Origin of the sequence: Streptomyces sp. NPDC007907 (assembly GCF_042959365.1) — a bacterium.
Lineage (GTDB): Bacteria > Actinomycetota > Actinomycetes > Streptomycetales > Streptomycetaceae > Streptomyces > Streptomyces indiaensis.
Genome location: NZ_JBIBKR010000004.1, coordinates 262810 through 281860 on the forward strand (window position 1 = coordinate 262810; position 19051 = coordinate 281860).

General features: G+C 72.0%; 14 protein-coding genes and 1 pseudogene. 9 read left to right on the plus strand and 6 right to left on the minus strand.

Annotated features, from left to right (window positions below; all coding sequences use genetic code 11):
- Positions 1-12: 12 nt before the first annotated feature.
- The 3 genes from ACFZDI_RS17570 (at position 13) to ACFZDI_RS17580 (ending at position 4199) form a co-directional block, all read left to right on the plus strand.
- Positions 13-1470, plus strand: coding sequence for a sodium:solute symporter (locus tag ACFZDI_RS17570; RefSeq protein ID WP_391251472.1), 1458 nt, complete (start codon positions 13-15; stop codon positions 1468-1470).
- 66 nt (positions 1471-1536) lie between these two features.
- Entirely contained in the window at positions 1537-2517 is a 981-nt protein-coding gene (gene speB / locus ACFZDI_RS17575) for an agmatinase (protein ID WP_391251474.1), read from the plus strand.
- Positions 2514-4199 (plus strand): thiamine pyrophosphate-dependent enzyme, encoded by a 1686-nt coding sequence (locus ACFZDI_RS17580; protein WP_391251476.1) that lies wholly within the window; start codon positions 2514-2516, stop codon positions 4197-4199. The genes speB and ACFZDI_RS17580 overlap by 4 nt, the downstream gene beginning before the upstream one ends.
- 186 nt (positions 4200-4385) lie before the next feature.
- Here the strand turns inward: ACFZDI_RS17580 and ACFZDI_RS17585 are convergent, their stop codons facing one another.
- Both ACFZDI_RS17585 and ACFZDI_RS17590 read right to left on the minus strand, forming a co-directional pair.
- Positions 4386-5024: a hypothetical protein gene (locus ACFZDI_RS17585; RefSeq protein WP_391251478.1), complete on the minus strand. Its 639-nt coding sequence runs from the start codon at positions 5022-5024 to the stop codon at positions 4386-4388.
- Positions 5025-5184: 160 nt separating this feature from the next.
- Positions 5185-5421, minus strand: a pseudogene (locus tag ACFZDI_RS17590) (hypothetical protein); the annotation flags it as partial.
- 151 nt (positions 5422-5572) lie between these two features.
- On the opposite strand from ACFZDI_RS17590, the gene ACFZDI_RS17595 reads away from it, so the two are divergent.
- The 5 genes from ACFZDI_RS17595 to ACFZDI_RS17615 all read left to right on the plus strand — a co-directional run bounded on the left by ACFZDI_RS17595 (position 5573) and on the right by ACFZDI_RS17615 (position 12974).
- Complete coding sequence (locus ACFZDI_RS17595) at positions 5573-6424, plus strand: serine hydrolase (protein ID WP_391251480.1); 852 nt, start codon at positions 5573-5575, stop codon at positions 6422-6424.
- A gap of 133 nt (positions 6425-6557) precedes the next feature.
- Positions 6558-10277, plus strand: a complete 3720-nt coding sequence (locus tag ACFZDI_RS17600; protein ID WP_234849178.1) for an ABC transporter ATP-binding protein — start codon at positions 6558-6560, stop codon at positions 10275-10277.
- A 108-nt stretch (positions 10278-10385) separates the two neighbouring features.
- Complete coding sequence (locus ACFZDI_RS17605; RefSeq protein ID WP_234849179.1) at positions 10386-10778, plus strand: hypothetical protein; 393 nt, start codon at positions 10386-10388, stop codon at positions 10776-10778.
- A gap of 117 nt (positions 10779-10895) precedes the next feature.
- Entirely contained in the window at positions 10896-12332 is a 1437-nt protein-coding gene (locus ACFZDI_RS17610; protein ID WP_391251483.1) for a S28 family serine protease, read from the plus strand.
- A gap of 96 nt (positions 12333-12428) precedes the next feature.
- The gene (locus ACFZDI_RS17615) at positions 12429-12974 is read left to right on the plus strand and encodes a hypothetical protein (RefSeq protein WP_234849181.1); all 546 of its coding nucleotides are present in this window, start codon (positions 12429-12431) and stop codon (positions 12972-12974) included.
- Between the two features lie 21 nt (positions 12975-12995).
- Here ACFZDI_RS17615 and ACFZDI_RS17620 read toward each other — a convergent pair whose 3' ends face one another.
- From ACFZDI_RS17620 to ACFZDI_RS17630, 3 genes are all read right to left on the minus strand, one after another.
- Positions 12996-13661, minus strand: coding sequence for a hypothetical protein (locus tag ACFZDI_RS17620; protein ID WP_391251485.1), 666 nt, complete (start codon positions 13659-13661; stop codon positions 12996-12998).
- Positions 13662-13774: 113 nt separating this feature from the next.
- Positions 13775-15607 (minus strand): glycoside hydrolase family 3 N-terminal domain-containing protein, encoded by a 1833-nt coding sequence (locus tag ACFZDI_RS17625; protein ID WP_391251487.1) that lies wholly within the window; start codon positions 15605-15607, stop codon positions 13775-13777.
- A gap of 331 nt (positions 15608-15938) precedes the next feature.
- The gene (locus ACFZDI_RS17630; RefSeq protein WP_391251490.1) at positions 15939-16856 is read right to left on the minus strand and encodes a LysR substrate-binding domain-containing protein; all 918 of its coding nucleotides are present in this window, start codon (positions 16854-16856) and stop codon (positions 15939-15941) included.
- A gap of 90 nt (positions 16857-16946) precedes the next feature.
- Here ACFZDI_RS17630 and ACFZDI_RS17635 point away from each other — a divergent pair, with 90 nt between their 5' ends.
- Complete coding sequence (locus ACFZDI_RS17635) at positions 16947-17876, plus strand: EamA family transporter (RefSeq protein ID WP_391251491.1); 930 nt, start codon at positions 16947-16949, stop codon at positions 17874-17876.
- Here ACFZDI_RS17635 and ACFZDI_RS17640 read toward each other — a convergent pair.
- The gene (locus tag ACFZDI_RS17640; RefSeq protein WP_391251493.1) at positions 17842-19026 is read right to left on the minus strand and encodes a hypothetical protein; all 1185 of its coding nucleotides are present in this window, start codon (positions 19024-19026) and stop codon (positions 17842-17844) included. The two genes, ACFZDI_RS17635 and ACFZDI_RS17640, sit on opposite strands and share 35 nt — an antisense overlap.
- Positions 19027-19051: the final 25 nt, after the last annotated feature.

Consider the following 19051-nt stretch of genomic DNA (forward strand, 5'->3'; position numbering starts at 1 on the left):
GAAGGAGGCCCCGTGGCCGTCGACTACATCGTCATCGTCGTGTACCTGGTCGGCATGCTGGCCATGGGCTGGTGGGGCATGCGCCGCGCCCGCTCCAAGAGCGAGTTCCTCGTGGCCGGCCGCCGCCTCGGCCCGTCCCTGTACTCCGGCACCATGGCCGCGATCGTCCTCGGCGGCGCGTCCACCATCGGCGGTGTCGGACTGGGCTACCAGTACGGCCTGTCCGGCGCCTGGATGGTGTTCACCATCGGCCTCGGACTGCTCGCCCTGTCCGTCTTCTTCTCCGCCCGCATCGCCCGCCTGAAGGTCTACACCGTCTCCGAGATGCTCGACCTGCGGTACGGCGGAGGCCGCGCCGGGATCATCTCCGGTGTCGTCATGTGGGCGTACACGCTGATGCTGGCCGTGACCTCGACCATCGCCTACGCCACGATCTTCGACGTCCTGTTCGACATGCCCCGCTCGGTCGCGATCGTCCTCGGCGGCTCGATCGTCGTCGCGTACTCCACCCTCGGCGGCATGTGGTCGATCACCCTGACCGACATGGTGCAGTTCGTCGTGAAGACCATCGGTGTGCTGCTCCTGCTGCTGCCCATCGCCGTCGTGAAGGCGGGCGGGTTCGCCGAGATGAAGGCGCAGCTGCCCACCGAGTACTTCGACCCGCTGGGCATCGGCGGCGAGACGATCTTCACCTACGTGCTGATCTACACCTTCGGCATGCTCATCGGGCAGGACATCTGGCAGCGCGTCTTCACCGCGCGCAGCGACCGGACGGCCAAGTGGGGCGGGACCGTCGCCGGCACCTACTGCCTCGCCTATGCCCTCGCGGGCGCCGTCATCGGCACGGCGGCCAAGGTGCTGTACCCGAAGCTGGGCAGCCCGGACGACGCCTTCGCGACCATCGTGAAGGACGAACTGCCCGTCGGCGTACGCGGACTCGTGCTGGCCGCCGCTCTCGCCGCCGTGATGTCGACGTCCTCCGGCGCGCTGATCGCCTGCGCCACGGTCGCCAACAACGACATCTGGTCCCGGCTGCGGGGGAACTCCCCCGGAGGGGAACGCGACGAGGTGAAGGGCAACCGGGCCTTCATCCTGCTCATGGGCCTCGCGGTGATCGTCACGGCCATCGCCATCGACAACGTCGTGGAGGCCCTGACCGTCGCCTACAACCTCCTCGTCGGCGGCCTGCTGGTGCCGATCCTCGGCGGCCTGGTGTGGAAGCGCGGGACGGTGTACGGGGCGCTCGCCTCCGTGGTGGTCGGCGGAGTGGCGGTCGTCGTGCTGATGGCGACGTACGGCATCCTCGCCAACGAGCCGGTCTACTACGGCCTGCTGGCCTCCCTCGCCGCCTACCTGGCCGTCTCCCTGGTCACCCCGGCCACCGACACCGCCGTCCTCGCCGCCTGGCGCGAGCGCCTCGCCGGGCGGCCCGGCGAACTCGCGTCCGAACCGGTCGCGGCTCCCCAGTAGAGTCGTAGTACAAGCAGCGCATAGCAGTGCATACGCGATGAAGCGTAGGAAAGAAGGCAGTACGTCATGAGCAGCAACGAGACTCCGCGCGGACCCGTCGACTCCTCCCGCGTCCCGCGGTACGCCGGTCCCGCGACCTTCGCCCGGCTGCCCCGGCTGGACGAGGTCGGCCGGGCCGATGTCGCGGTCGTGGGCGTGCCGTTCGACTCGGGCGTCTCGTACCGGCCGGGCGCCCGCTTCGGCGGCAACGCCATCCGTGAGGCGTCCCGGCTGCTGCGCCCCTACAACCCGGCGCAGGACGCCTCGCCCTTCGCCCTCGCCCAGGTCGCGGACGGCGGCGACATCGCCGTGAACCCGTTCAACATCAACGAGGCCGTCGAGACCGTCGAGGCCGCCGCGGACGAGCTGCTCGGCACCGGCGCCCGCCTGATGACCCTCGGCGGCGACCACACCATCGCGCTGCCCCTGCTGCGCTCGGTCGCGAAGAAGCACGGCCCGGTCGCCCTGCTGCACTTCGACGCCCACCTCGACACCTGGGACACCTACTTCGGCGCCGAGTACACGCACGGCACCCCGTTCCGCCGCGCGGTCGAGGAGGGCATCCTCGACACCTCCGCCCTGTCCCACGTGGGCACCCGCGGCCCGCTCTACGGCAAGCAGGACCTCACCGACGACGAGAAGATGGGCTTCGGCATCGTCACGTCGGCCGACGTCTACCGGCGCGGCGCCGACGAGGTCGCCGACCAGCTCCGTCAGCGCATCGGGGACCGGCCGCTGTACATCTCCATCGACATCGACTGCCTGGACCCGGCCCACGCCCCCGGCACCGGCACCCCCGAGGCCGGCGGCATGACCTCGCGCGAACTCCTGGAGATCCTGCGCGGCCTGGCATCCTGCAACCTGGTTTCGGCCGACGTCGTCGAGGTGGCCCCCGCGTACGACCACGCGGAGATCACGTCGGTGGCGGCCTCCCACACCGCCTACGAACTGACCACGATCATGTCGCGCCAGATCGCCGCGGCCCGGAAGGACTCGGAAGCGAAGTGACTCACGACCACGATCTGGTGCTCCGCCCCACGCCCGCCCAGACGGAGGCCGCGCTCAACCCTCCTCCCGGCCGCAACGGCGGAGACCTGGTCGTGGAGACGCTGGCCGGGCTCGGCGCGACGACCGTGTTCGGACTGCCCGGCCAGCACGCCCTCGGCATGTTCGACGCGCTGCGCCGCTCGGACCTGAGGTACGTCGGCCTGCGGGTGGAGAACAACGCCGGGTTCGCGGCGGACGCCTACGGCCGGATCACCGGCGAGGCCGCGCCGCTGCTGCTGTCGACCGGGCCGGGCGCGCTGACGTCCCTCGCCGCGCTCCAGGAGGCGGCCGCCGCCTCCGCGCCCGTGCTGGCGATCAGCAGCCAGGTCCCGACGGCCGGCCTCGGCGGCGGCCGCCACGGCTACCTGCACGAACTCCCGGACCAGGCAGCCTCGTTCCGGGGCGTGGTCAAGTCCGTCCACACCGTCCGCACCCAGTCGCAGATCCCCTCGGCGATCGAGGCGGCCTGGACGTCGGCGCTGACCGCCCCGCACGGCCCGGTGTGGGTGGAGATCCCGCAGGACGTGCTGCTCGCCGAGACGTCGATCCCGGTCGTCACCGGCGGGGACGCCTTCCCCGAGGAGCTGCCGCCGCGCCCCGAACTGACCGCCGTGGCCGCCGACCTGCTGTCCAGGGCCGCGCGCCCGGCGATCATCGCGGGCGGGGGAGTGGTCCGGGCGGACGCCTCGGGCAAGCTGAAGCAGCTGGCCGAGTTGATCAAGGCGCCGGTCGTCACCACCCCCGGCGGCAAGGGTGCCTTCCCCTGGAAGCACCCGCTGTCCCTGCAGTCCTGGATCGAGGACCGGCACACCACGGACTTCCTGGAGGACGCCGACGTCCTCCTGGTGGTCGGCTCGGGACTCGGTGAACTCTCCTCGAACTACCACACGTTCAAGCCGTGCGGCCGGGTCGTCCAGATCGAGGCGGACCTCGGCAAACTAGAGTCCAACCACCCGGCCCTCGGCATCCACGCTGACGCCCGCCTGGCGTTGCAGGCGCTGCTGGAGACGGTGTCCGAACGACAGGACCCGGGGGCCCCGGAGCGCGTACGAGAGGTGCTCGCGAAGGTCGGCGAGCGCATCGCCGCCCAGGAACTCACCCTGGAACAGGACGTCCTGGCGTCGGTCCGCAGGGCACTGCCCGCCGACTCCCCGTCCTTCTGGGACATGACGATCCTCGCGTACTGGGCCTGGTCGGCCTTCGACGCCCAGGGCCCCAACCGCATGCACTCCGCGCAGGGCGCCGGCGGCCTCGGCTACGCCTTTCCCGCCGCACTCGGCGCAGCGGCGGCCGACCCGACCCGCCCGGTCCTCGCCGTCTCCGGCGACGGCGGGGCTCTGTACTCCATCGCGGAGCTGGCCACGGCCCGCCAGTACGGCCTCGACGTCACCTGGCTGATCGTCGACGACGGCGGCTACGGCATCCTGCGCGAGTACATGACCGACGCGTTCGGCGAGGCGACCGCGACGGAGCTGACCCGCCCCGACTACGTGGCTCTGGCGGAGTCCTTCGGGGTCCCCGGGGTGCGGACGACCCCGGAGACCCTGGAGCAGGACCTGGCCAAGGCGCTGGGGACGCCCGGGCCCTCGGTCGTCCTGCTCCCGGCCGTGCTGCGGATGTTCGCGCCGACGCACCTGGGCTGAGCGCGGTCCCGGCGGCGGGCTACAGGCCGTCGCGGACCGTCGCGGCGACGATGCGGATGTGGCGGTCGGCCCCGTGCCGGACCATTCGTTGTCCTAGTTCAGGACCCTTCTCGGACACGGCATTTGGCGCGCTGTGGGCCGCAAGTATCCCGGCGGGGAAGGGGGCGTCAACAGTTCCGGCAGGGGTCAGTGGAACCAGAAGAGCAACGTGGCAGGGTTCGTCCCGGCCGTCCGCGCGCTGCCCCCCTCCCGCGCCTCGGCACGCAGGGCGTCGGCCAACCGGCGGGCCGGCCCGCGGAATTCGGGGTCGAGCCGGTCGAGCACCCGCGCATAGGCATCGGCCAGGGCGGTGGCCCGGCCGGCCGGCAGCGTGCCGATCGCGGGCACCACGTCGCCGGGGTGGGGCAGCCGCAGCGGCGGGCCGCGGAAGAGGAACGTGCCCGGGAGCAGGTCGGACGGCACACCGTGCCGGGCCAGTTCGTCGTCCATGGCGCGGAACCACGAAGGCCGGCGCCACGCGCCGAGGTCCGTGGGGTCGGAGAAGTGCGCCGCGACGGCCTGGTAGAAGGCGTAGCTGTACGCGGGGCAGGGGTCGGTGCTCGGGGTGCCGTCGATCAGCTCGTCCAGGGCCCGGCTGATGGAGACGTCGAGGTCGATGCCCTGCTCCCGGAAGCGGGCGTCGGTCCGCTCGCACTCCGTACGCACCCGGGCGAGCGTGCGCTCCTGCCGCTCGGTCCGCTCCACCGCCGTGAGCAGCCGCACCACCGTTCTCATGTCGCCGGTGCTCATCTCCAGGCAGTGGCCCACCGCTGCGTTTCCCTTCACCCGTCCGCTCACCCGTCCGCCGGACACCGGTGTCCATGATCGGGGACGCGCGAACGGCCCCGGGCCGAGAGCGCGAGGCCGTTCGTATGTGCGGATTGTGGGGGATCAGCCGACGTCGGACGGGTCGAGGCGGTAGAGCGCGGACTGGTTCGACTGCCTCAGTGAGGGAGCTCCCGGCGTCCAACGAGCCGAAGAACCAGGCCTTCCAGCTCTCGGTGCCGCTCAGCACGGCGGCGCTGTAGAGACGGTTGAGGCCGGCCTCGGACAGGTTCCAGGAGTGGAGCACCGCGGCCAGGGCGAGGGGCGCGAGCAGCGCGGGCAGGGACCAACGCAGGGCGGGAGCACCCGACTTCGGGGGGACCTGCGGGGGCCCGGCGGTGCGTGGCTTCGGTGGCAGATGTCACCCCGGCACGGTGGCGAGCCCGGGTCGGAGGCCGCTGTGCCGGACCTGGCCGCCACCTGTGAAAGCGGGCAGCTCCCGATAACGACTCGTGCAAGGCTTTGCGGCCCGTGCAACCTTTCGTCCGTGTCCGCGAGTCAAGGGGTGCATGACTTCTGGGATATCCCGCCGCGCGAGAGTGCTGGCGGCGGCCGTGGGTACGGGCGTTCTCGTGCCGCTCGTCGCCGCTGCCACGCCCGCTTCCGCCGCCCCGCCGGCCGTGACCTGCACCTCGGCCAGGGCCGGGCTCGCCGCCAAGCTGCAGAAGGACATCACCGCCGCGCTGGCCACCCGCCAGGGCACGGTCGCCGTCGGCCTCTACGACCGCGGCACCGACACCACCTGCACCCTGCGCGCGACCTCCGCCTACGACTCGGCCAGCGTCGTCAAGGTCACCGTCCTCGCCACGCTGCTGTGGGACGCGAAGAAGTCCGGCCGGTACCTCACCGACCGCGAGAACACCCTCGCCAGGGCGATGATCACCAAGTCGGACAACGCGGCGACCTCCACCCTGTGGAAGCAGCTCGGGATGACGAAGATCAAGGGCTTCCTCGCGGCCGCCGGCATGACGCAGACCAAGCCCGGGGCGGACGGTTACTGGGGCCTGACCCAGATCACCGTCACCGACGAGCAGAAGCTGCTGAAGCTCCTCACCGCGAAGAACGCGGTCCTGAGCGACAACTCCCGGTCGTACATCCTCAAGCTGATGGGCCAGGTCGTCTCGTCCCAGCGCTGGGGCACTCCGTACGGTGTGCCCTCGGGCGTCACCGTCGCCGTCAAGAACGGCTGGCTGCAGCGCTCCAGCAACGGATGGCGGGTGCACAGCGTCGGCGCGTTCAAGGGCGGCGGCCACGACTACGTGATGACCGTGCTCAGCCACGGCAACAGCACGATGAACTACGGCATCGCCACCATCCAGGCCGTGGCCAAGGTCATCCACAAGGACCTGGTGGCGAGCTGACGGGGCCGGTCCGCCCCGGACCGTGCCGCCCGCCCGCACTCGAACAGGAATCGAAACTGTTACAGCGGGATGAAATCGGCTCCCGAGCGCGTTGGTGCCTTCCGGCAGAGCAGGACGACTGGAAGGCACCGGGGTGACACCGAAACGGGGATGGGCACGACGACTGTGGGCCTACGCATGGCGCCACCCGAAGGACGTCGTACTCGCCCTCGGCTCCTCCCTGGCCGGCATGGCCGTCATGGCCCTCGTCCCGCTGATCACCAAAGTGATCATCGACGACGTCATCAGCGACCACACCAGGGACATGACCACCTGGGCCGGCCTCCTGATCGCCGCAGCCCTGGTCGTCTACGTCCTCACCTACATCCGCCGCTACTACGGCGGCCGTCTCGCCCTCGACGTCCAGCACGACCTGCGGACGGAGATGTACGGCACGATCACCCGGCTCGACGGCCGCCGCCAGGACGAGCTGTCCACCGGCCAGGTCGTCGGCCGCGCCACCAGCGACCTCCAGCTGATCCAGGGCCTGCTCTTCATGCTCCCGATGACCATCGGGAACTTCATGCTCTTCCTGCTCTCCCTGGCGATCATGGCGTGGCTGTCCGTGCCGCTCACCCTGGTCGCCCTGGCCGTCGCCCCCGCCCTGTGGTGGATCGCCAAGCGCAGCCGCACCCGGCTGCACCCCTCCACCTGGTACGCCCAGGCCCAGGCCGCCGCCGTCGCGGGCGTGGTCGACGGCGCCGTCAGCGGCGTCCGCGTCGTGAAGGGCTTCGGCCAGGAGGAGCAGGAGACCGGCAAGCTCCGCGAGGTCGGCCGCCGGCTGTTCGCGGGACGGCTGCGCACCATCCGCCTGAACTCGGTCTACACCCCGGCCCTGCAAGCCGTCCCGGCGCTCGGCCAGGTCGCGATGCTGGCCCTCGGCGGCTGGCTGGCGGTGCGCGGGCACATCACGCTCGGCACGTTCGTCGCCTTCTCCACCTACCTCGCCCAGCTGGTCGGCCCGGTCCGCATGCTCGCGGTGGTGCTCACCGTCGGCCAGCAGGCCCGGGCCGGCACCGAGCGCGTCCTGGAGCTGATCGACACCGAGCCGTCGATCGAGGACGGCCACAAGGACCTGCCCGCCGACGCCCCCGCGACGGTCGAGTTCGACGACGTCTCCTTCGGCTACGACGCCGACCGTCCGGTCCTCGACGGGCTGAGCTTCGAGATCCGCCCGGGCGAGACCCTCGCCGTCGTCGGCTCCTCCGGCTCCGGCAAGTCCACCGTCTCCCTGCTGCTGCCGCGCTTCTACGACGTCAGCCGCGGAGCCGTCCTGGTCGGCGGCCACGACGTGCGCGAGCTGTCCCTGGAGTCCCTGCGGGCGGCGATCGGCCTGGTCCCGGAGGACTCGTTTCTCTTCTCCGACACGGTCCGCAACAACATCGCCTACGGCCGCCCGGACGCGACCTCCGAGGAGATCGAGAAGGCCGCCCGCGCCGCCCAGGCGGACCGTTTCATCACCGAGCTGCCCGAGGGCTACGACACCACGGTCGGCGAGCACGGACTCACCCTCTCCGGCGGTCAGCGCCAGCGCGTCGCCCTCGCCCGCGCCATCCTCAGCGACCCGCGCCTGCTGGTCCTGGACGACGCCACCTCCGCCGTGGACGCGAGGGTCGAGCACGAGATCCACGAGGCCCTGAAGGGTGTCATGCGGGGCCGCACCACCCTGCTGATCGCCCACCGCCGCTCCACCCTGAACCTCGCCGACCGCATCGCCGTCCTGGACGGCGGCCGCCTCGCCGACATCGGCACCCACGAGGAGCTCCAGGAGCGGTCCGCCCTCTACCGGCGCCTGCTCACCGACCCCGACGAGCTGGGCGCGGTCTCCCCGGGCCACACCCAGCCCGCCTGCCCGCAGGAGGACACCTCCGTGCGGGACGAGCTGGACGCCGAGTTCGACGCCGAGCGCGGGGTCACCCCGCGGCTGTGGACCGGGGACCGGGAGCGCAAGGACACCGCCCTCGCGGAGAGCCCCGCCACCCCCGAGCTGCTCGCCCAGGTCGAGGCGCTGCCCCCGGCCACCGACGTCCCGGACGTCGACGAGGCGAAGGCCGTCCAGCCGGAGGACTCCTACGGCCTGCGGCGGCTGCTGCGCGGCTTCGGGCTGCCGCTGCTGGTCAGCCTCGCCCTGGTCGCCACCGACGCGGGCATGGGCCTGCTGCTGCCTGTGCTGATCCGGCACGGCATCGACTCGGGCGTCACCGAGGCCGCGCTCGGCGCGGTGTGGGCGGCGGCCCTGCTGGGGCTGCTGACGGTGGTCGTGCAGTGGGCGGCCCAGATCGGGGAGACCCGGATGACCGGCCGCACCGGCGAGCGGGTCCTGTACTCGCTGCGGCTGAAGATCTTCTCCCAGTTGCAGCGCCTCGGGCTCGACTACTACGAGCGTGAGCTGACCGGCCGGATCATGACCCGGATGACGACCGACGTCGACGCGCTGTCGACGTTCCTGCAGACGGGCCTGGTCACGGCCTTCGTCTCGGTCGTCACCTTCTTCGGGATCATGGTCGCGCTGCTGGTGATCGACGTGCAGCTCGCGTTGGTCGTCTTCGCGACGCTGCCGCCGCTGATCATCGCCACGTTCTTCTTCCGCCGGGCGAGCGTGAAGGCGTACGAGCTGGCCCGCGAGCGCGTGTCGGTCGTCAACGCCGACCTCCAGGAGTCGGTCTCCGGGCTGCGGATCGTGCAGGCCTTCCGGCGCGAGGGGGACGGCGGGCGGCGGTTCGCCGAGCGCAGCCACAGCTACCGGCAGGCCCGTATCCGGGGCCAGTGGCTGATCTCGGTGTACTTCCCGTTCGTGCAGTTCCTGTCGTCGGTGGCCGCGGCGGCCGTGCTGATCGTGGGCGGGGCCCGGGTCGACGACGGGACCCTCGCCATCGGCTCGCTGGTCGCGTACCTGCTCTACATCGACCTGTTCTTCGCACCCGTGCAGCAGCTCTCCCAGGTCTTCGACGGCTACCAGCAGGCGACCGTCTCGCTGGGCCGCATCCAGGAACTGCTCCGGGAGCCGACGTCGACGAAGTCCGCCGCCGAACCCGTCCGGGTCACGTCCCTGCGCGGCGAGATCGCCTTCGAGGACGTGCACTTCGCCTACGGGGACGACGAGGAGGCCCTGGTCGGGGTCGACCTGCGCGTCCCCGCCGGGCAGACCGTCGCGTTCGTCGGCGAGACCGGCGCCGGCAAGTCGACCCTCGTCAAGCTCGTGGCCCGCTTCTACGACCCCACCGGCGGCCGGGTCACCGTCGACGGCACCGACCTGCGGGCCCTGGACCTCACCTCGTACCGGCACCGTCTGGGGGTCGTCCCGCAGGAGGCGTACCTCTTCCAGGGCACCGTCCGCGACGCCATCGCCTACGGCCGTCCCGACGCCACCGACGCGGAGGTCGAGGCGGCGGCCCGGGCGGTCGGCGCGCACGACATGATCGCCACCCTGGAGGGCGGTTACCTCCACGAGGTCGCCGAGCGCGGCCGCAACCTGTCCGCCGGGCAGCGCCAGCTCATCGCGCTGGCCCGCGCCGAGCTGGTCGACCCGGACGTGCTGCTGCTCGACGAGGCCACGGCCGCCCTGGACCTGGCCACGGAGGCCCAGGTCAACCAGGCCACCGACCGCCTCGCCGGCCGCCGCACCACCCTCGTCGTGGCGCACCGCCTCACCACCGCTGCCCGCGCCGACCGGGTCGTCGTCATGGACCACGGCCGGGTCGCCGAGGACGGCACCCACGACGAACTGCTCGCCCGCGGCGGGCGGTACGCCGAGCTGTGGCGGACGTTCATCGGCGCCGCCGAGCCGGAGGAGCCGGTCGGCGCGTCCCGCTGACGGCGGTGAGCGCGTTTTCATAACGCTCGTGCAACCGTCCGACATACGTCATGCGTCCGTACAGACGTACGCCGATGGTCGCGGACGACGCGGTACGGGAGGACGACAGTGCACAGTGGAGCGATACGCCGGCGGCTCGCGCTCGGGCTGGCCGTGCTGACCGCCTCCGGGCTGCTCGCCGTCGTGGCACCGGGCGACGCCCAGGCCGCGACCTCCGCGCTCTGCCCCGGACGCAAGGTCCGCACCCTGCCGTTCTCCACCGGCACCGTGCTCGTCTACAAGCGTGGCGGCTACGTCTGCGCCGTCACCCTCACCAAGAGGCCCGGCGCCAAGCGCACGATGTCGGTGAGCGTGCAGGCGCGCGGCAACCGGCCGGTCGTCGACCTGGGCACGTACGCCCACCACGCGGGCCCGGTGACCGTGCACGCCGGGCGCCGCTGCGTCTGGCTCAAGGGCCGGGTCGGCCGGGGGAAGTTCAGCTCCGGCTGGGTGCTGTGCTGACCCCGGGCGCCCGGTGACACGCCCCCCGCGCGCACAGGGTTTTCCCTATGTCCCCTGGTGCTCCGGTGAGTTGGTCCGCTAGCTTCCGGCGCACATCTGTCTCACAGGGGAGTGCGCATGCGCAAGGCGCTCAGATGGCTGCTGGCGCTCACGGTGCTCATAAGCACACTGGGCACGGCGGGAGCGGCCACCGCCGCCGACGCCGCCGGCACCGATGGCACCACCGACATCAAGGAGAGACTGCTCTCCATACCGGGCATGAGCCTGGTCGAGGAGAAGCCGTACACCGGCTACCGCTTCTTCGTCCTGAACTACACGCAGCCGGTCGACCACCACAAGCCCTCCAAGGGCACGTTCCAGCAGCGCATCACCGTGCTGCACAAGGACGTCGCGCGCCCGACGGTGTTCTTCACCAGCGGCTACAACGTCTCGACGACACCCCGCCGCAGCGAGCCCACCCAGATCGTGGACGGCAACCAGGTCTCCCTGGAGTACCGCTACTTCACCCCGTCCCGGCCCGCCCCGGCCGACTGGTCCAAGCTGGACATCTGGCAGGCCGCCAGCGACCAGCACCGCGTCTTCAAGGCCCTGAAGGGCATCTACTCCAAGAACTGGATCTCCACGGGCGGTTCGAAGGGCGGTATGACCGCCACCTACTACGAGCGCTTCTACCCGCGGGACATGGACGGTGTCGTCGCCTACGTCGCCCCCAACGACGTGGTGAACAACGAGGACTCGGCCTACGACCGCTTCTTCGCCCGCGTCGGTACCAAGGAGTGCCGCGACCGGCTGAACGCCGTGCAGCGCGAGGCGCTGGTGCGCCGCGAGCCGCTGGAGAAGAAGTACGCCGCCTACGCCGAGGAGAACGGCCTCACCTTCACCACCATCGGCAGCCTGGACAAGGCCTACGAGGCGACCGTCCTGGACTACGTGTGGGGCTTCTGGCAGTACAGCCTGCTGGCCGACTGCGACCAGATCCCGGCCGACGCCAAGAACGCCACCGACGACGCGATCTGGGACTCCGTCGACACGATCTCCGGCTTCTCCGCCTACGCCGACCAGGGCCTGACGACCTACACGCCGTACTACTACCAGGCCGGCACCCAGCTCGGCGCGCCGACCATCCACTTCCCGCACGTGGAGAAGCGGTACATCCGCTACGGCTACCAGCCGCCCCGGAACTTCGTCCCGCGTGACATCCCGATGAAGTTCCAGCCGCACGCGATGCGCGACGTGGACACCTGGGTCCGGCACAACGCCCGCCACATGCTGTTCGTCTACGGCCAGAACGACCCGTGGGGCGCGGAGTCGTTCCGCGTCGGCAAGGGCGCGAAGGACTCCTACGTCTTCACCGCCCCCGGCATGAACCACGGCGCCAACGTCGCGGGCCTGGTGCCCGAGCAGAAGGCCCTCGCCACCGCCCGCATCCTCGAGTGGGCCGGCGTCGCCCCCGGCGCGGTGCAGGCCGACCCGCAGGCGGCGAAGCCGCTGGCGAAGTTCGACGCGAAGCTCGACAAGCGGGACGTGCAGCGCGAGATGACGCTGCGTCCGTAACCGCCCGACACGCGCACACCACCGCCCCCCGGTCCCGGACCGAGGGGCGGTTCGCATGGTCCTGCGCTCGCCGTGAATGCTCCGTACGGTGACCGGATGGACAGTTCTGTCGTCTTCAACATCGTGACCACGGCCATCGCCGTCGTCGCCGTGGTGACCTCCATCGTGTTCAGCGCACGGCAGGCGCGCACCGCGCAGCACGCCAACCACATCGCGGTGCTGGTGGACCTGCTCAGAGAGTTCCGGTCGGCGGAGTTCCACGAGCAGCACGACTACGTGTGCACCCGCCTGGGAGCCGAGCACGACCCGGAGCACGGGGTGCGCGGGTTACCCGCCGAGGCCAAGGCGGCCTTCTGCAGCGTCGTGTACTACTACCAGTCGTTCGCCAACCTCGCCGTCTTCGGTCTGCTCGACCGGACCCTGCTGGTCACGGTCCTGCGCACCCGGATCGTCTCGGTCTGGAAGGCCGTGCGGCCGTTCGTGGAGCGGGAGCGGGCGTTGCGGGGGGAGGGCGGCGACGGAACCTATCTGTCGACCTTCGAGGAACTGGCCCGACTCGCGGCCGACCTGCCCCCCGAGCACGTCCGCGACCAGATGGCCGAGGCCCGGCGCCGGCCGTCGCGCAGGGGGCTGCTGCGGTGAGGCGGTGAGGGCGGACACCCGTCACAGCCTCCGGGCACACCCCACGGGCCGCTTCCCGCCCAGGCGGACGTACAGGGCGGTCGGGCCGGGGCAGTCGGCCCGTTCGGCGACCGCCCGGACCACCTCGTACTGCGGCCGTCGTGCGCCCGTGCCGTCGCAGGCCGTCTCGCGGACCTTCCCGTCGCCGGAGCCGTAGACGCAGTCGCCGACGATCGTGCGGGGCCCGCCCCCGCCGCCCGGGTCGCCGGGGTGCGGCGGCTGGAGATTGCGCATACAGGCGTAGCCCTGCGGGACCACCCCGTCGCCGTCCTCGTCGGAGGCGGGCCGCTGCTCGCTGATGTGCAGCACGAAGTCGGTGGTGGGCGGGCAGCGCGGCCCGTCCCGCACCGTGCCGTCGTGCCGAGCCGCGACCCGGGCCGCCGCCCGCTCACCGGCGCACGGCACCTCGGTGAAGCTCGTCGTGCCGAACGAGGAGCACTCGCCGACCGCGAGGAACACCGCCCCGTACCCGGCGGGCCGGGTCGGCGCCGGCGACACCGTGGTGGTCCGTCCCGGCGTGCCGGTCACCGGTTCGCCCAGCCGGCCGTCCTCCGCGACGCCTCCCGCCGGACTCTGGCAGCCGGTCAGCAGTGCGCCGAGCAGTACCAGGAGCCCGCAGACCACCCCCACAACACTTCGCTCACGCATCGCCGACCCCCCGAGTGTGCTCGTCCAGCGTGACCCGCCGTAGCGGGCGCACGCCAGACACATGGGGCGGTTTGCGCACGTTGGGGGTGGTGCGCACGGTCCGTGGCGTACGTCTAGTACGACAGTCCGTAGCCGATGGGGTACAGCACCTGCTCCGGATCGTCCGCCCGCTGTACGGCCACCGGCAGCTCCCCGCGAGGCTTCACACGCCCGGCGATCACCCGGGCGGCGGCCCGCAGTTCGACGTCGGTCCAGGAGTAGGTGGCCAGACAGGCCGGAGCGGACGGCAACTGGGCCACGTCGTACGGATTGCGGATCGCCACCGCCACCACCGGCCGCCCGGTCGCCACGAGTTGCTCCACGAGCGTCCGCTGGCCGCTGCTCGCGGTGACGTTGTACGTGGCGGCCACCACCGCGTCCGCCTCCCGCGCCGCCGCGACCGCCCGGGCGACGGTCGCGGCGGAGGGCGCCGTGCCGGTCGGCAGGGCCGTGGCCGTGAATCCCAGCTCGGTCAGCGCGCCGGCCAGCACGCCCGTGGGCGGGCCCGTCGTACCCGACGGCGAGGCCGGATCGGCGCCCACCACCAGCACCTTGCGGTGCCGACGCCGGGACAGGGGCAGCAGCCGTCCGTCGTTGACCAGCAGCGTGGTCGTGCGCTCGGCGATCCGGTCGGCCGCCACCCGGTGCGCCCGGGTCCCGACGGTCCGGTCCACCCCGCCGTGGCTCACGTACGGCGCACGGAACAGCCCCAGCTTCGACTTGAGCCGCAGCACGCGCAGGATCGATTCGTCGAGCCGGGCCTCCGTGAGCTCGCCCTCGCGCACCGCCGTCAGCACGGCGTTCCAGGCGAGGTCCAGGTCGGGCGGGTTGAGCAGCTGGTCCACGCCCGCCTTCAGCGCCAGCACCGGCACCCGGGCGTCGCCGTACTTGGTCCGCACGCCCTCCATGCCGAGGGAGTCGGTGACCACGACCCCGTCGTAGCCGAGGCGTTCACGCAGGACGCCGGTGAGGATCGGGCGGGAGAGGGTGGCCGGGTCGCCGGAGTCGTCGAGGGCGGGGACCATCACGTGGGCGGTCATGATCGAGTCGATGCCCGCGGCGATGGCCGCCCGGAACGGCGGTGCGTCCAGCTTCTCCCACAGCTCCCGGCTGTGCGTGATGGTGGGGAAGCCGGTGTGGCTGTCGACGTTGGTGTCCCCGTGCCCGGGGAAGTGCTTGGCGGTCGCGGCGACCCCGGACCCCTGGTATCCGGCGACCTCGGAGGCCACCAGCGCGGACACGGCCCGCGGGTCGGCGCCGAAGGAGCGTACGCCGATGACCGGGTTGGCCGGGTTGACGTTCACGTCGGCGACGGGGGAGTAGTCCTGCCGGATGCCCATCGCCCGCAGCTCCGCGCCCGCGATCCGGCCCAGGGTGCGCGCGTCGGACCGCGACCCGCCCGCGCCGACGGCCATGGCACCCGGGAACAGGGTGGCGGGTTCGCCCACCCGGGCGACGATGCCGTGCTCCTGGTCGGTGGAGATGAGCACCGGCAGCCCGCGCGGCAGTTCCAGGGAGGCCTGCTGGATGCCGTTGGACAGGTCGGCGATCTGGTGCGGCTCGCGGGTGTTGTGCGCCCAGGCGAAGTAGATGATGCCGCCGACCCGGTACTTCGCCACCAGCTCGGCGGCCGTACGGACCCCGATCTCCTTGAGGTTGGCGTCGATGTCGGCCTGGTCGGGGGCGGTGGCGGAGTGGCCGTAGACCCGCATCACGAAGAGCTGGCCGACCTTCTCCTCGAGCGTCATGCGGGAGACGAGGGCGCGCAGCCGGCTGTCGTCCAGGGCGGCGGCGTGCGCGGGCCCGGCGGCCGCGAGCGCGGCGGTGACGCCGGCCGTGGCGGCGAGGACGGTGCGTCTGGACGGTCGTGCGGTGTTTCCCGTGCTTCCCGTGCCGGTGTCGTGCACGTGCGCTCCTTCCGGAGGTGATCCGCTCGGATCCACTGAAGGAAACTTCCAAGATGTCACGAATATCCGGGAAGTTTCTGCCAGTCAAGGGAACGCGCAGCAACGCGAAAGGGCCGCCACCGGCGCGGTTGGAGGGGGACGCGCCGATGGCGGCGGGTGCCGCCGGCCGCGGTACGGCGGAGAGGGTGGTCAGCGATCGCAGCCAGTGGCGAGGGCCGACACCGCACCGTGGTGACTCTCCGGTGGCCTGCCCTTGGACGGGGGCGGTCCGCTCCGGGTTCCCGACTCGCCCCGGATTCCCGCAAGTCGGTACGCGGGAGGAACCAGGGGATCAGCGGGGCGGATGAGCCGCCACGTCCGGCCACTGCTCACCGAGCACCCGTACGCACTCCGCGATGGCCGGGCGCCGGGCCGCCCCCGTCCGCCACAGCGCGTACAGCCGCCGTACCGGCATCGGATCGAGCGGCACCTCCACCACCCCGGCGGGCACCGGCCCGCGCCCGAGCCGCGGGATGAGCGCGACCCCGAGCCCGGCCGCGACCAGGGCCACGAGTGTGGGATTCTCGTCGGCCTGGTGGACGATGTCCGGCTCGTGCCCGGCCGCGCGCAGCGTCCGCAGCAGCCAGTCGTGGCAGACCCGCCCCGGCGGCTGGCAGATCCACCGCTCGCCGCCCAGCTCCTCCCTCCGTACGGCGGTCCGCCCGGCGAAAGGGTGCCCCTCGGGGACGAGCAGGTCGCACAGGTCGTCACCGATGACCGCCTGTTCCAGACCCGGCGGTGCGGGCAGCGGCGCGATGTCCCAGTCGTGCGCGACGGCCAGGTCGACGGCGCCCTTCGCCACCAGGTCGACGGACAGATGCGGGTCGACCTCCGAGAGACGGGCGTCCAGGGCGGGATGCCGGCGGCCGAGCTCCGCCAGCACGCCCGGCATCAGCCCGCGCGCCGCCGAGGCGAACGCGGCGACGGTCAGCCGTCCCGAGGGCCGGCCCCGGCGCTCCTCCAGCTCGGTCTCCGCGCGCTCCACGATGGCCAGCAGCTCCTGTGCCGCGACCACCAGTTGACGGGCCTCGTCGGTGAGCCGGACGCCCCGCCCCTCCCGCTCCAGCAGGACGGTCCGGGTCTCCCGCTCCAGCTTGGCGATCTGCTGGGACACCGCGGAGGGCGTGTACCCGAGCGCGAGCGCGGCGGCCCCCACGGTGCCGTGCACGGAGACGGCGTGCAGGGCGCGCAGCCGCTGGAGGTCGAGCACGGCATGCCCCTTTCTGCTTAGCGATGCTTCATCCCACCGTGCAGCAATCATCGCTGGTGCTTCACGGTCGTGGGGGGTGATGCTCACCGCATGCGACCGACCCACTGTGCTCTCGCCGTTCTCGTCGCCGCCGTCTGGGGCGTCAACTTCACGGTCATCGAGATCGGCCTGGACCACTTTCCGCCCCTGCTCTTCTCCGCCCTGCGCTTCCTCGCGGCGGCGCTGCCCGCGGTGTTCCTCGTGGGCCGCCCGAAGGTGGCGTGGAAGTGGATCGTGGCGGTCGGCCTGGTCCTCGGCGTGGCGAAGTTCGGCCTCCTCTTCGTCGGCATGGACGCGGGCATGCCGGCCGGCCTGTCCTCCCTGGTCCTGCAGATACAGGCGGTGTTCACAGCGGCGATCGCCGCCCTGACCCTGGGCGAACGGCCCTCCCGCGTCCGTCTGCTGGGCATGCTGATCGCCCTGGCGGGCATCGCGGTGGCGGCCGTGGACGAGGGCGCCTCCGGACCGCTCGGCGCGTTCGCCCTGGTCGTCGGGGCGGCGGCGTGCTGGGGCGCGTCGAACGTCCTCACCCGCAAGGCCGCTCCACCCGACGCGCTGAACTTCATGGTGTGGGTCAGCACGGTCCCGGTCCTGCCCCTGCTGGGGCTGTCCCTCCTCACGGAGGGCCCCTCCCGCGACCTGGCTGCCCTGCGCGGCCTGGACTGGCAGGGCACGGGCACCGTCCTCTACGTCGCCTGGGTCACCACGGTCTTCGGTTTCGGCGCGTGGGGCTACCTCCTGCGCCACCACCCCGCCTCCACGGTCGCCCCGTTCTCCCTCCTGGTCCCGGTCTTCGGAATGTCGTCGGCGTTCCTGTTCCTGGGCGAGCCGGTGAGCCCGCTGCGCTGGTGCGCGGCGGCCCTCCTGGTGGGCGGTGTGGGGCTGGCGTCGCTGACCCCGCGCCGCCGCGCACCCGAGGCGGCTCCGGCCCCGGCGACGCCCACCGTCAGGACGCCTCGACCAGCATCCCGGGCGGGCTGATGTGGAACGTGCGGGCGCGGACGCCGAAGCCGGTGTCGCCGTCCAGGTGACTGTCGTCGTCCCAGGTGATCAGCGCGCTCTCCGGGCCGTTGCCGAAGGCCGTCGCGGTGCAGGTGTGGGACCGGTTGCCGGGGTCGGCCGTGCTCACCCGCACCGGGTCGCCGAGTGAACCCTGGCTCTCCGAGCAGACCTTGGCCATCACCGTCGGCACGGTGTCGTGCGTGTCCGCGCTCTCCTCGACCCACGCCATCAGGAAGCGCCCGCCCGGCAGCCGGGACAGGGCCGGGGCGCTCCGGGTGAACCCCCTGGGGTGGCCGGCCGTGATGTCGAAGGTCTCCGTGCCGTCCGGCTGGAAGATGCTCGCCGCGACCGTCGTCTGCGGTTTGCCCAGGTCGCTGGGCTGGATGTGCTCGATGTGCGCGGCGACGAACCGTCCGCTGTCGAGCAGGGTGATCGCGTTGACGCCGGTGAAGCCGCCGACGTCCGGCTGGATCTCCCCGCCCAGCGGATTGCCCTCGAAGTCGAAGAACCGCAGGGTGAGCCGGCCACCGCCGATCGACGAGGGATCCGTCGACCATGCCACGACCACGTTGCCGTTGGTGAGGATCGAGGCGGCGGGCTTCTCGTGGAAGCCCTCGGTGGTGCTGACCGTGAACTCCGGCGTCGCCGGGGTGCCGTCCGCGTGGAACCGCCGCGCGCGGATGCGCCGGTCGGGCCGCCGGCTCGCCCAGGTGACCAGCACACCACCGTCGATCATGAACGCCAGACACGGCCTGACCTGCGGATCCGCATCCGCCGTGACGAGCGTCTCCGGGCCGGCCTTGCGTCCCTCGGTGAACCGCTGGAGCTTCACGGAGGGGCTGGGCCCGGGCGGGGTGAAGGGGGTCTCCAGCCAGACGGCGAACTGGCCGCTGACCCCGGCGGACAGCACGGACGGCCACAGCGGCCGCACCGCGGGCCCGTCCGCGGGCTGCGCACTGACCGCGAACTCGTCCCCGAGCTTGTCGCCGTCGTCGCCCAGGAACTGGCCCTTGATGACGAAGTGGCTCTCGTCCGACCACAGCTCCAGGAACTCGGTGCCGAACAGGGCGTCGACGGTGGGCTGGTGCTGGTCGCCCGCCTTGGTGGTGTTCACCAGGAAGTCAGCCATGGCTGCTCTCCGAATCGGGAAGCGA